The organism is Streptomyces sp. NBC_00354 (genome assembly GCF_036106915.1).
In the GTDB taxonomy this organism is placed as follows: Bacteria; Actinomycetota; Actinomycetes; order Streptomycetales; family Streptomycetaceae; genus Streptomyces.
This window is the reverse complement of sequence record NZ_CP107983.1, coordinates 774,675-787,321: the sequence shown is the minus strand read 5'-3', so window position 1 is coordinate 787,321 and position 12,647 is coordinate 774,675. Positions and strand designations below refer to the sequence as shown.

Genomic DNA, 12,647 nt, shown 5'->3' with positions numbered 1-12,647 from the left:
CGCGGGCGCGCGATGCTCCTCCCACGCCGTTCGGGCTCGGTCGGCGGATGTGAGGAGGGCGTGGAGCCGGTGGTTCTCGAAAGGAAGAAGGCCCGTGCGGTCCGCGTGCTGCGACGCTCGGCCGGACGTACGGTGCTCGGCCTCGACGCCCGGCTGCCCCTGCTGGACGTGGCCAAGGGCGGTGTGCGGAAGGCCTTTCCGGACCACTGGGCGTTCCTGCTCGGCGAGATCGCCCTCTACAGTCTGGTGGTGCTGCTGCTGACCGGCACGTACCTCACGTTCTTCTTCGACCCGTCCATGCGCGAGGTCACGTACAAGGGTTCCTACAGCCCCCTGAGCGGCCTGCCCGTTTCATCCGCCTACGCCTCCACGCTGCGCATCAGCTTCGATGTGCGGGGCGGTCTGCTGATCCGGCAGATGCACCACTGGGCGGCCCTCGTGTTCGTGGCCGCGATCGGCGTTCACCTTCTGCGGGTGTTCTTCACCGGTGCGTTCCGCAAGCCCCGCGAGGTGAACTGGACGGTCGGCGTCACGATGCTGCTGCTCGCGCTGGTCGAGGGTTTCGCGGGCTACTCGCTCCCCGACGACCTGCTGTCGGGTACGGGCCTGCGCACGGCCCAGGGCATCATGCTGTCGCTGCCGGTCGTGGGCACTTACCTGAGCCTCTTCGTCTTCGGCGGTGAGTTCCCGGGCGAGGACATCGTGTCCCGGCTCTACCCGGTGCACATCCTCCTCGTACCAGGACTGCTGGTCGCCCTGGTCTCGCTGCACCTGTTGCTGGTCGTGCACCTCAAACACACCCAGTGGGCGGTGCCCGGCAGCAGCGGCCGCAACGTGGTGGGCAAGCCGTTCTTCGCCCAGTACACGGCGAAGTCCGCGGGACTGTTCTTCATGGTCGCCGGCGTGCTGTCCGTGCTCGGGGCGCTGGCGCAGATCAATCCCGTGTGGGCGTACGGGCCCTACCGCCCCGACCTCGTATCGACCGGGTCCCAGCCGGACTGGTACGTCGGCTTCCTCGAAGGGGCCTTGCGGCTGATGCCGGCCTTCGAAACCCGCCTGTGGGGCCACACGCTGAACTGGAATCCACTGATCGCGGGCGTCGTCCTGCCGGGACTGCTGTTCACCGGCCTGTACGGCTATCCGTTCTTCGAACGCTGGATCACCCCCGAGGGCGGGGAGCAGCACCTGTGCGACCGGCCTCGCCACCGGTCCGCCCGCACCGCGCTGGGGGTCGCCGTGCTCGCCGCCTACACGATCCTGCTGGTGGCCGGCGCGCAGGACATCGTCGCCTTCGTCTTCGAGGTCCCCCTCCAGGCGATCACCTGGTCGCTGCGCTGCGCCGTGCTCGTCGTTCCCCCGGCAGCCTTCTGGCTCACCCGTCGGATCTGTCTCGCCCTCCAGGAGGAGGACGTCAAGGCGCTGGGGAGCGGACTGCCGACGGACGAAGTACACCAGTCGGTCGAGGGCGCGTTCCACCCCACGCACCGGCCGCCGACGGGGGCGGAGCGGTACGTACGGGCCGTCCACCGCGTGCCGGCGCCCGTACGGGTACCCCAGCCCGGGCGGCCGGCAGCGGAGCGGCGGACGGCAGGCGAGCGGCGTCGGGCCGTACGGGGCTTCGCGGAGCGGCTGAGGCAGGGCCTGAGCCACTGGTACTACCGCGACCAGCTGGTGCCGCCGCTGACCGAGACGCAGCGCCGCCGCGTCGCCGCCGTGCTGGCCGGCCCTGACGACGAGGGAGCCGGGGCCGGCGGCGAGCACTGACCCCGGGTGCGGGATCAGGCGTCCTGGCCCGGGCGGAACACGAACCCGTAGAGTCCGGGGATCACGACGCCGCCGCCGATGAGGGCCAGCCAGAGCCCCTGAACGGCGCCGATGCCCATGAGCGCCGTGCCGACGGCGGTGATCACGGGCGCGAAGCTCCTCGCGGGGAACGAGAACTCCCTGCCCCCGCCCGTACGGATCTCCGCATCGGCGGTGTCCTCGGGCCGTCGGCCGCCGCGGCCGTACTGCCGCCACAGGAACGCGGCGACCAGCGCCGACATGAGGAACGACACCGCCAAGGCGGCAATCCCCGCAGGATCACGGGAGAACACCGCGTAGACGCCGCCGGTGACGGCGAAGAAGACCGCCACACCGCTGAACAGCCACGCCTCCGCCTTCATCGCGGCACCACTTCGGGGTGGTGCAGGTCGAAGGCGGGCGAGTCCGACCGGATCCGGGGCAGTGCCTCGAAGTTGTGCCGGGGCGGCGGGCAGGAGGTGGCCCACTCGAGGGACCGGCCCCACCCCCACGGGTCGTCCACGTCCACGCGCCGGCCGTGGCGATGCGTTTTCCACACGTTGTAGGCGAACGGCAGCACGGACAGCCCCAGGAGGAAGGATCCGATGGTGGAGAGCGTGTTGAGCAGGGTGAACCCGTCGGCCGCCAGGTAGTCGGCGTACCGGCGGGGCATGCCCTGCTCGCCCAGCCAGTGCTGGACGAGGAACGTCAGCTGGAAGCCGGTGAACAGGGTCCAGAAGTGCATCCGCCCCAGGCGTTCGTCGAGCAGTCTGCCCGTGAACTTGGGCCACCAGAAGTAGAACCCGGCGAAGGTGGCGAACACGATCGTGCCGAAGAGCACGTAGTGCAGGTGAGCGACCACGAAATAGCTGTCGGTGAGATGGAAGTCCATCGGGGGCGAGGCCACCAGGACCCCCGTCAGACCGCCCAGCAGGAACGTGACCAGGAATCCGATGCACCACAGCATCGGCGTCTCGAACGACAGCGACCCGCCCCACATCGTGCCGATCCAGTTGAAGAACTTCACCCCGGTCGGAACGGCGATGAGGAACGACAGCAGGGAGAAGAACGGCAACAGCACGGCGCCGGTGGCGAACATGTGATGGGCCCACACCGTCGCGGACAGACCCGTGATCGCGATCGTCGCACCGACCAGGGCGGCGTAGCCGAAGATCGGTTTCCGGCTGAACACCGGGATGATCTCGCTGACGATCCCGAAGAACGGCAACGCCACGATGTACACCTCCGGATGGCCGAAGAACCAGAACAGGTGCTGCCACAGCAGCGCGCCGCCGTACGCCGCGTCGAAGACGTGCGCCCCGAACTTCCGGTCCGCCTCCAGAACCAGCAGCGCTGCCGTGAGCACCGGAAACGCCAGCAGCGCCAGAATCGAGGTGAACAGCACGTTCCAGGTGAAGATCGGCATCCGGAACACCGTCATGCCAGGTGCCCGGAGGCACACGATCGTCGCGATGAAGTTCACCGCACCGAGGATCGTGCTCAGCCCCGACACCGCCAGCCCCATCACCCACAGGTCGGCGCCCACACCGGGGGAGTACGCCGCCGCGTTCAGCGGGGCGTAGGCGAACCAGCCGAAGGCGGCGGATCCGTTCGCGGTCAGGAGCCCGCTGATCACGGTGAGGCCCCCGAAGAGGTACACCCAGTACGTGAAGGCGTTCAGGCGGGGGAAGGCGACGTCCGGGGCGCCGATCTGCAAGGGCATGATCGCGTTGGCGAAGCCCGTGAACGTCGGGGTGGCGAACAGCAGCATCATGATCGTGCCGTGCAGGGTGAAGAGCTGGTTGTACTGCTCGGCGGAGACGATCTGCAGGCCGGGCCGGGCCAGCTCCGCCCGCATGACGAGCGCCAGCACGCCGGCGAACAGGAAGAAGCCGAAGGCGGTGACCAGGTACATGTTGCCGATCACCTTGTGGTCGGTGGTCGACAGCAGGCGCAGCACGTATGACCCCGCCCGCACCCGTCGACCGGTGACCCGGTCCTCGTCCTGCTCCTCCGCTGCTGCCGACAACGGGTCAGTGAGCGACACCAGGGCCTCCAGAAGCGACGACGGACCGGTCGGCCGACGGCCTGTCGGCCAGCCTGGCATCCGGCGTCACCTCCACCGACCAAGCGGGACGGCGCGCCGCCGAGAGTTACCCGCATCGAGGAGCGGCCGCGGTACGGGAGGGCGACGGAAGCGTCTCAATCAGCGCCGCCGGAGCGGTGGGGCCGCCGGAGGACCGCTCAACTCGCCGACATCGTGTTGCCGGGCTCCCGGCGCGGCGTCGCCATAGGCTCGGGAGCGGCAGGTGCCCGTGACCTGCTGTTTCCCTATGCGGAGGAGGTCCGCCCCATGTCGGACGATCGGGACGAGACCCCTGCGGAGCGGGCCGACCGCCGCTGGAACGAGACGCTGCAGGAGGTCCGCGTCGCCCAGACCGGAGCCCAGATCCTCTTCGGCTTCCTGCTCAGCGTCGCCTTCACCGCCCGCTTCGACGAGCTGGGCCATTTCGACCGCGGCCTGTACGTGGTGACGGTGGCGCTGGGCGCCCTGGCGACCGGGACCCTGATCGCCCCGGTCGCGTACCACCAACTGCTCGCCGGGCACCACCTCAAGCCGCAGCTGGTCAAGGCGGCCGGCCATCTGGTCTCCGTCGGCATCGTGCTCCTCGCGCTGACCGTGACCTTCTCGGTGCTGCTCCTGCTGCGGGTCGCCACCTCGCACTGGATCGCCTGGCCGGTGACCGCCTGTGTCACCGGCTGGTTCGCGATCTGCTGGCTGGTCATGCCGAGCCTGCTCCTGCGCAGCAAGGCCGGGCGCGGCTGAGGCGCACCGCCTCGTACGCCGTGTGAACAGCCGGCCGCGCAGGGCGACCGCAGGTTTTCGGCCGTGGCGTCGGGGCAGGCGCCGGGTATCGGGGACCGTACGACGTACGAGGAGGGACGGGCCATGGACGACCAAGGCGGCGCCGGAGGCGTTCCCCTGCACGGCCACGACGACAAGGAACGGCGTCGCGCCCCGCACGTCCCGCCCGCGGGCGGGGCCGGCGGCAAGGACCTGCGGCCCGTCCGAGCGGCGGACACGGACGAGGCGAGCCGTCTGGACCGGCCGAACGAGGCGGCCGAGCCGCCACGCAAGACCCGCCGCCGGGAGTCCGGAGGCTGATCTCGTCACCGGACCGCTCGTCACCGGACCAGTCGGGCGAAGGCGCGGGCGTTGACGACGGCGGCCCCGCCCGCGTCGTTGTTGAAGTACACGAAGACATCGGCGTCCGGGGGCCAGGTGCCGCCGATCCGGTCGGCCCAGGAGCGCAGCGCCGTCCGACCGTACCGGGGTGCCGGATCGGCCCGTCCCTCGTGGAACCGTACGTATCCCCAGTCGGCGGTCCGCCACAGCGGGGTCACGGGGCGTGAGCCGCGGTCGGCCCAGCACAGGGCGGCCCGGTGGTCCGCGAGGACCGCGCGCACGTCGGCTGTCCACCACGACTCGTGCCGCGGTTCGACGGCGATGCGGGCGCCGTGGGGGAAACAGGCAAGGCAGGCGTTCAGCACCTCCGGGTCGGCCTGCAAGGTCGGCGGCAGCTGGAGCAGGATCGGCCCCAGCCGGTCGCCCAGGGCCGCCGCGTGTGTCATCAGCCGGTGGACCGGTTCCTCCGGGTCGTGCAGTCGCTTGATGTGCGTCAGGTACCGGCTGGCCTTCACGGCCATGACGAAGCCCTGGGGCGTGCGTTCCCGCCACTGGGCGAAGGTCTCCGGAGAAGGCAGCCTGTAGAACGCGTTGTTGCTCTCCACGGTGGCGAAGTGCTCCGCGTACGCCTCCAGCCACAACCGCTGGGGCCGGTCGGGCGGATAGAGGACCCCTGCCCAGTCCCGGTACTGCCATCCGGAGGTGCCGACGCGCACGGCCATGTCGTCACCGGCTCACGGGGAATCCGTCGCGTCCGCCGGCGGTGATCCGGGTGGTGAGGTACCGGTCGTCGCGGGAGTACTCCTTGCCTCGCGTCACATGGCTCACGCCGTCCGCCTACCCGAGAACCACGGCGGCGAACGCGGATGCGGCCCGGAACCCGCCGCGGTTCAGTAACGCAGGGCGGTTGCCGTGTCGAGCCGGTTCCCGCCGGTGTCGCGGGAATCGACGGCCGCCGCGGCATTCAGCCGGCCGCGTGACGACGCGCGGCCAGGTGCCGGAATCCGCAGCTCCGGGCGACTGTCGAGCAGGTGACCTACGGGTGAACCGCCGGTGCCGTCAACGCCTGCCCGCCTTCGGGGCCTGCCGCCGACCACAACGAAATCCGTAGAGTAACCAGCCGGTAGCTCTAGATCATCTGATGGTTTCTCGGCTACCGTCGTGTCTGGCGCCGCCACACCCAGGGCACACGGCCCTGCTGGGACTAGCGGCGCAGGGGAATTACTCACGTTGACGACTGCCATTCAAGGCATCTTCGCCGTCCGTCCCTACACGCCTCACTGCCAGGTCATCCACGACGAGGGTGACCATGCCGTCATAGGCATCTCGTCCGGGAACTCCTACTTCACCCACGACCGCGTGCTCGATCTCGCCCGGTGGGGGCTCGAACACTTCCGGCAGGTCGATCTCATCTGGACCGACATGCACGTGGCCGAGATGTTCGTGGCCCTCGGCTATCCCGAGGTCGAGGCGCAGCGCAAGGCCGTGAAGAACCTCCGCGGCGTCCGCGCCAAGGTCACAGCCGCCGTCGCCACCCTCGACCCCGAAGGAGAGCGGCTGCGCGGCCGCCCCATGTCCGCGCTCCTGGAGCTGCCGGCTTACCAGCGCATCCGCTCCCGGCTCGACATCCTCATGACCGACGACCCCGAGTTCCGCGAGGTGTGCGACCAGCTCGCGGCCCGGTTCCTCGCCGACAAGCTGAACGGGCAACCGCCCACCGAGCTGCAGCGTGAGGTGTGCATCAAGTACGTGTGTGCCGAGGTACCCCTGTTCCTCGACACCCCGGCCATCCTCGGGGTCTCCTCCTCGCTCAACTGCTACCACCAGGCACTGCCGTTGGCAGAGCTGCTGTACGCACGGGGCTGGGGTCTGCGTGCCTCGCGCAATCAGGGCCACGCCGTCATCACCCCCGCCGAAGCACCCGAAGAACAGGACCGCTCCGCATGACCACCACCGTCGACCCCACCCCGGCCGCCCCGGCCGACGAGCTCACCCGGTTCCCGTTCGACGCCAACGGCACGCGACTGCCCGACGAGATCACGCACCTGCTCACGAATGAGCCGGTCAAGAAGGTCCGCACCATCGCCGGATCAGAGGCCTGGCTGGTGTCCTCGTATCGACTGTGCAGGCAGGTGCTCGACGACCCGCGGTTCTCCCTCAAGGACACGTCCGCCCCGGGCGCGCCCCGCCAGTACGCGCTGACCATCCCCCCGGAGGTGGTCAACAACATGGGGAACATCACGGGTGCCGGGCTCCGCAAGGCCGTGATGAAGGCCCTCAACCCGAAGGCCCCCGGGCTGGAGGAGTGGCTGACCGGCCACGCGCACGCGCTCGTCGACCAGTTGGTGGCGACGGGAGTGCCGGCGGACCTGCGCCGCGACTTCACCGTCCCCTACTCCACCGGGCTGCACTGCCACATCCTCGGCATCCCCCAGAGCGACGGCCCCGACCTCTACCGGTCGCTGCACGTCGCGTTCATGAACAGCCCCCGCACCATCCCCGCGGCGGGCATCAACTGGGACCGCGACATGGGCCACATGGTCGACCGTCTCAACGACCCGGCGACGACGGGCCTCATGGCCGAACTCGCCGCCCTGCGGGACGACCCCGACTACGCGCACCTGACGGACGAGATGCTCGCCACCGTCGGCGTCACGATGTTCGGCGCGGGCGTCATCAGCGTCATGGGCTTCCTCACCATGGCACTCGTCTCCCTGATCCAGCACCCCGAACTCAAGGACCGGTTGATCGCCGACCCGGCCCTCATCCCGGCCGCGGTGGACGAACTGCTGCGCATCAACCTGTCGATCGCCGACGGCCTGCCCCGGATCGCCACCGAGACCATGCAGCTCGGTGACGTCACCGTGCAGAAGGGGGAGCTCGTCCTCGTCCTGGTCGAGGCCGCCAACCACGACCCCGCCGAATTCGAGGACCCGCACACCGTGCGCCTCGACCGGCCGAACCCGAACGCGCACCTGTCGTTCGGCGGAGGCGGCCACTACTGCCCCGCCACCGCCCTCGGCAAGCGGCACGCACAGATCGCCGTCGAGGTCCTCCTCGAGCGGCTGCCCGGTCTCGACCTCGCCGTGCCGATCGAGCAACTGGTGTGGCGCACCGGGTTCATGAAGCGCATCCCCGAGCGGATGCCCGTGCTCTGGTGATGCCGGGCTAGGTTCCTTCGGACACCGGCAGCCGGACACCCGGCTGCCGGTGTCCGGTACCCCGTATTCCGTACGCAACAGGACGCAATTGCGGCGACAGGGGACACCGGAACCGGCAGGATGTGCGGGTGAACAGTGTGACCATCAGTGAGGAAGACCGCCGGTCCCTCGGACGCTGGGCTGCCGACTGCGCCGAGCGGGTGCTCCCGCTGTTCGAGGCGAAGGCTCCCTCGGACACCCGCCCGCGCGAGGCCGTCGAGGGTATCCGCTCCTACGCGCGCGAGGAGCTGAGGAAGGGGCCGCTGCGCTCCCTCGCCCTCGCGGCCCTCACCGCCGCGCGTGAAGTCGGGGATCCGGCTGCCACAGCCGCCGCTCGCGCCGCGGGCTACGCGGCGGCGACCCCTTACATCCATGCCTTGGCCACCCCTCACCAGGCGAAACACGCCCTGGGGCCCGCCATGTACGTGGCACGCGCTCGCGAGCTCGCGGCGGACGAGGACACCGGCGTGGGCGACCAGGAGATCCGGTGGGCGATCGAACACGCCCCGCCGGAAGTGCGCGGGATCCTGCGGCAGATGCCGGTTTTCGCCCCGGGGCGCAGCCGGCTGGACGATCTCCGCCACGAGCTCGACGCAGCTCTTCGCCACTGAGGGCCGTCCTTGCCGGTCACAGGTACCGGCGCTGGGCACACCTCGCGCTCTCGTAGCGTTCCCGGGCTTCCCGGGCGGCGGGGGACGCGGAGACCTCCGCCACCGCGACCTCCCACCAGGCGTGCGACTCCAGGGCCGGCAGGTCCGGCTCCGGGGGAACGGTCTCGACGTAGATCGCCGTGGGCCGCTCCGCCTTCCTGGCGTCGAGCACCGCCTGCCGCAACTCCGCGACCGTGCGCGGGCACAGCACGTCGACTCCCAGGCTCTCCATGTTGGCGGCGAGGTCGACCGGCAGCGGATGGCCCGCATAGCGGCCGTCCGCCGTGCGGAAGCGGTAGTCGGTGCCGTAGCGTTCCGCGCCCACGCTCTCGGACAGGGCCCCGATGGAAGCGTAGCCGTGGTTCTGCACCAGCACGGGGACGATCTTGATGCCTTCCTGGACGGCCGTCACCAGTTCCGTCGGCATCATCAGGTACGTGCCGTCGCCCACCAGCGCGAACACCTCGCGCTCCGGCGCGGCGAGCCGGACCCCGAGCGCGGCCGGGATCTCGTAGCCCATGCACGAGTAGCCGTACTCGACGTGGTACTGGCGGCGCTCGCGCGGACGCCACAGCCTGTGGAGGTCGCCGGGCATCGATCCGGCCGCGTTGACGACGACATCGGTCGGCTCAAGGAGTTCGCCCAGGATGCCGAGCAGCTGGGCCTGCGTGGGCCGGCGGCTGCCGTCAGGCGCCGCGACGGCCTCGTCGACGGCGCGCTGCCAGCGCGCCACCCCGTCGGCGTACTGCGCCCGATGGCTCTCCGGGACCCGGTACGTGCCCAGGCGCGCGGTCAGCGCCTCCAAGGCGACGCGGGCATCGGCGACCAGCGGCTGCCCGGCGAGCTTGTGCCCGTCCGAGGCGGCGACGTTGACATTGACGAAGCGGACGCCGGGCTCGGCGAACAGCGTGGCCGAGGCCGTGGTGAAGTCGCTCCAGCGGGTGCCGACCCCGATCACCACATCGGCCCGTCGCGCCACCGCGTTGGCCGCCGCCGTACCGGTGTGGCCGAGGCCGCCGAGGGCGCACGGGTGGTCCCACTCCAGCGCGCCCCGGCCGGCCTGGGTCTCCGCGACCGGGATCCCGGTGGCGTCCGCCAGCGCGCGCAGCGCATCCTCGGCGGCGCTGTGGTGGACGCCTCCGCCGGCCACGATCAGCGGGCGCTCGGCGGCGCGGACGAGCCGTACGGCGCGCTCCAGTTCGCCGAGATCGGGCTGCGGACGGCGGATGCGCCACACCCGGTCGGTGAAGAACTCCGCAGGCCAGTCGTGGGCCTGCGCCTGGACGTCCTGGGGCAGGGCCAGGGTGACGGCGCCGGTGTCCACCGGATCGGTGAGCACCCGCATGGCCTGGAGCGCCGCCGGGATCAGCATCTCCGGCCGCCAGATCCGGTCGAAGAAGCGGGAGACGGGCCGGAGCGTGTCGTTCACGCTCACGTCGCCGGCCCACGGGGTCTCGAGCTGCTGCAGTACGGGGTCGGCCGGGCGGCCCGCGAAGACGTCACCGGGCAGGAGCAGCACCGGGATCCGGTTGATCGTGGCGAGGGCGGCTCCCGTGACGAGGTTGGTCGCACCAGGGCCGATCGAGGTGGTCACCGCGTGCGTGCTCAGGCGCCCGCTCTGGCGGGCGAACCCGACGGCGGCATGGACCATCGACTGTTCGTTGCGGCCCTGGAGGAAGGGAAGGGACGCCGGGTCCTGTGCCGCGGCCTCGACCAGTGCCTGGCCGAGGCCGGCCACGTTCCCGTGGCCGAAGATGCCCCAGCAGGCCGTGATCAGGCGCTGCCGGTGGCCGTCGCGCTCCGTGTACTGGCAGGAGAGGAAGCGTACGAGCGCCTGGGCGGTGGTCAGCCGGACCGTGCCCGCGGGGGAGACGGTCGCGGGGGTGGTGTCGGGCGGGGTCAGCATCAGTGCGTGCCTTCCGGGGACGGGGCGGTGTAGAGGGGCAGCCGGGGGTCCGCGGGCTCGTCCGGCCAGGTCCCGCGGACCCAGGCGTGCGCGGGGTCGTCGCAGATCAGCCAGCGCCGCTCGGCGCCCGGACCGGCCATCACGTTGAGGTAGTACATGGGGTAGCCGGGGGCGGCCATGGACGGGCCGTGCCAGCCGTCGGGGACCAGGACGGCGTCACCCGTGCGGACTTCGGCCAGGACGTCCGAGGGACCGCCCGCGCCCGAGGGGTACACCCGGTGGTAGCCCATGCCCTCACCCTCGCCCTCACCCATGCCCCCGCCCATGCCCTCGCCCTTGCCCCCGCTGCCGTCCGGCCCCCCGCCGATGGCGAACCAGTAGACCTCCTCCAGCCGGCACTCCTCGCCCGGCCGGTCCTCGTCATGCTTGTGCGGCGGGTACGAGGACCAGTTCCCGGCCGGGGTCAGGACCTCGACCGCGATCAGCCGGTCCGCCTCGAAGGCCTCGGCGGAAGCGAAGTTGTTGACCTGGCGGGCGGCCCGGCCCGCCCCGCGGATCTCGACCGGCACCCCGGACGCCGGTCCGTAGCGCAGCGGCAGCTTCGAGGTGCACCGGGCCCCGCAGAGCGCGAAACGGCCTCCTCCCGCCGAGTCCACCCGGGCCGTCGCGTCCCGCGGCAGGTAGGCGAAATCGCTGACGGCGCTGAACACGTCCGGACGGCCGTGCAGCCGCAGCCGCGCCCCGTCGCACACGACCTCCGCAGAGCCGGACAGCGGCAGCAGGATCCACTCGCTGTCGCCGGTTTCGAGGGTGTGCGAGGCGCCCGGCGCCAGGTCGAGGATGCGCAGGGACGTGTGGGTCCAGCCGGCGGACTCCGGGTCGATCCGGCAGCGGTACCCGTCCCGCGCCGCGGCGCCGTCGGGCAGGTGGAGTTGTGTCACGTGGTGCTCCAGGTGCAGGGGCGGGGCGAGGGCGGGACGAGACGGCAGGGGTTCAGCGGTCCAGCAGGCCGACGGCCGTGTCGACGGCCCGGGCGACGTCCCCGTCCGGCGGATACAGCACGGTGCGCCCGATCATGAGCCCGCGTACCTGCGGGATGCGCAGGGCCTGACGCCAGGACTCGTACATGGCGTCGCGGTCCGGGCCGCCCTCGCCGCCCAGCAGCATCGTCGGCAGCGTCGTCGAGGACATCATCCGTTCCATGTCCGCGACGATCGGGAGCTTCAGCCAGGTGTGCGCGGTCGTACGGCCCAGGCCCTGGGCGATGTTGTTCGCCCACATCTGCTCGTCCGCGGTCAGCAGGTTGACGATCCTGCCCCGCTGCCGGCGCGAGCTGAACGGTTCGACCATGGCCATGAGGGATCGCTCGTTCAGGGCGTCCACCGCCCGGGCGGCGCTCTCCAGGGTCCGGATGGTGCGCGAGTCGTGCGGATCGATGCGCAGCAGCATCTTCCCGCCGTCGAGACCGGAGTCGGCGATGCCGGCGGCGTCGTACCCGGTGAACCGGTCGTCCATCTCGAACGTGGCGCCGCTCAGACCGCCCCGGTTCATCGAGCCGAGCACCAGCTTGCCGTCGAGGGCTCCGAGCAGCGTCAGGTCCTCGACCAGGTCGGCGGTTCCGAGGAAGCCGTCCACACCGGGACGGGCGAGTGCCTCGGCGCAGCGGGCCAGCAGCTCGTGCCGGTCGCCCATGGCGGCGGGGTCGCCGCCGGCGGCCATCGCGCCGCGGGCCGGATGGTCGGCGGCCAGGACGAACATCGGGCGGGCCAGCCGTTCCCGGTCGAACCGCGGGCGCTGGCGGACCAGCCGGCGGACGGCCTCGGGGTCGCAGGCCCGCAGCTCGGTGAGGGAGCTGAGGTCGAACGGCCGCCGCTGGAGGGGCGGGGAGCATGCGGTCGGCGCGGCGGCCACGGACATCTCGG

12 protein-coding genes are annotated in these 12,647 nt (G+C 71.2%); 6 read left to right on the top strand and 6 right to left on the bottom strand.

The window, feature by feature from the left end; all coding sequences use genetic code 11:
- Positions 1-69 precede the first annotated feature (69 nt).
- Complete coding sequence (gene qcrB / locus OHT74_RS03820; protein WP_328619312.1) at positions 70-1,764, top strand: cytochrome bc1 complex cytochrome b subunit; 1,695 nt, start codon at positions 70-72, stop codon at positions 1,762-1,764.
- A 14-nt stretch (positions 1,765-1,778) separates the two neighbouring features.
- On the opposite strand, the gene ctaF is transcribed toward qcrB, so the two are convergent.
- Together ctaF and ctaD are read right to left on the bottom strand one after the other, a co-directional pair.
- Entirely contained in the window at positions 1,779-2,165 is a 387-nt protein-coding gene (ctaF, locus tag OHT74_RS03815; protein ID WP_266660602.1) for an aa3-type cytochrome oxidase subunit IV, read from the bottom strand.
- Positions 2,162-3,829 (bottom strand): aa3-type cytochrome oxidase subunit I, encoded by a 1,668-nt coding sequence (gene ctaD / locus OHT74_RS03810; RefSeq protein WP_443047267.1) that lies wholly within the window; start codon positions 3,827-3,829, stop codon positions 2,162-2,164. Before ctaD ends, ctaF begins: the two co-directional genes overlap by 4 nt.
- Before the next feature lie 306 nt (positions 3,830-4,135).
- Here ctaD and OHT74_RS03805 point away from each other — a divergent pair, with 306 nt between their 5' ends.
- Positions 4,136-4,609 carry a DUF6328 family protein gene (locus tag OHT74_RS03805; RefSeq protein WP_328619311.1) on the top strand — a complete coding sequence of 158 codons (474 nt, stop codon included), beginning with the start codon at positions 4,136-4,138 and terminating at the stop codon, positions 4,607-4,609.
- A gap of 123 nt (positions 4,610-4,732) precedes the next feature.
- Entirely contained in the window at positions 4,733-4,948 is a 216-nt protein-coding gene (locus OHT74_RS03800) for a hypothetical protein (RefSeq protein WP_328619310.1), read from the top strand.
- Between the two features lie 20 nt (positions 4,949-4,968).
- Here OHT74_RS03800 and OHT74_RS03795 read toward each other — a convergent pair whose 3' ends face one another.
- Positions 4,969-5,691, bottom strand: coding sequence for a DUF72 domain-containing protein (locus OHT74_RS03795; RefSeq protein WP_328619309.1), 723 nt, complete (start codon positions 5,689-5,691; stop codon positions 4,969-4,971).
- A 508-nt stretch (positions 5,692-6,199) separates the two neighbouring features.
- Between OHT74_RS03795 and OHT74_RS03790 the strand changes: the two genes are divergently transcribed.
- The 3 genes from OHT74_RS03790 to OHT74_RS03780 all read left to right on the top strand — a co-directional run bounded on the left by OHT74_RS03790 (position 6,200) and on the right by OHT74_RS03780 (position 8,780).
- Positions 6,200-6,916 (top strand): tRNA-dependent cyclodipeptide synthase, encoded by a 717-nt coding sequence (locus OHT74_RS03790; protein WP_266660594.1) that lies wholly within the window; start codon positions 6,200-6,202, stop codon positions 6,914-6,916.
- Positions 6,913-8,130, top strand: coding sequence for a cytochrome P450 (locus OHT74_RS03785; protein ID WP_266660592.1), 1,218 nt, complete (start codon positions 6,913-6,915; stop codon positions 8,128-8,130). The genes OHT74_RS03790 and OHT74_RS03785 overlap by 4 nt, the downstream gene beginning before the upstream one ends.
- A 128-nt stretch (positions 8,131-8,258) precedes the next feature.
- Positions 8,259-8,780 (top strand): putative immunity protein, encoded by a 522-nt coding sequence (locus OHT74_RS03780; RefSeq protein ID WP_328619308.1) that lies wholly within the window; start codon positions 8,259-8,261, stop codon positions 8,778-8,780.
- Positions 8,781-8,796: 16 nt separating this feature from the next.
- On the opposite strand, the gene iolD is transcribed toward OHT74_RS03780, so the two are convergent.
- Genes iolD through OHT74_RS03765 form a run of 3 tightly spaced genes read right to left on the bottom strand, consistent with a single transcriptional unit; the run spans position 8,797 to position 12,642 of the window.
- Positions 8,797-10,725, bottom strand: a complete 1,929-nt coding sequence (gene iolD / locus OHT74_RS03775; protein ID WP_328619307.1) for a 3D-(3,5/4)-trihydroxycyclohexane-1,2-dione acylhydrolase (decyclizing) — start codon at positions 10,723-10,725, stop codon at positions 8,797-8,799.
- Complete coding sequence (gene iolB / locus OHT74_RS03770) at positions 10,725-11,666, bottom strand: 5-deoxy-glucuronate isomerase (protein ID WP_328619306.1); 942 nt, start codon at positions 11,664-11,666, stop codon at positions 10,725-10,727. Before iolB ends, iolD begins: the two co-directional genes overlap by 1 nt.
- A 52-nt stretch (positions 11,667-11,718) precedes the next feature.
- Complete coding sequence (locus tag OHT74_RS03765; protein ID WP_266672461.1) at positions 11,719-12,642, bottom strand: Cgl0159 family (beta/alpha)8-fold protein; 924 nt, start codon at positions 12,640-12,642, stop codon at positions 11,719-11,721.
- Between the last annotated feature and the right edge of the window lie 5 nt (positions 12,643-12,647).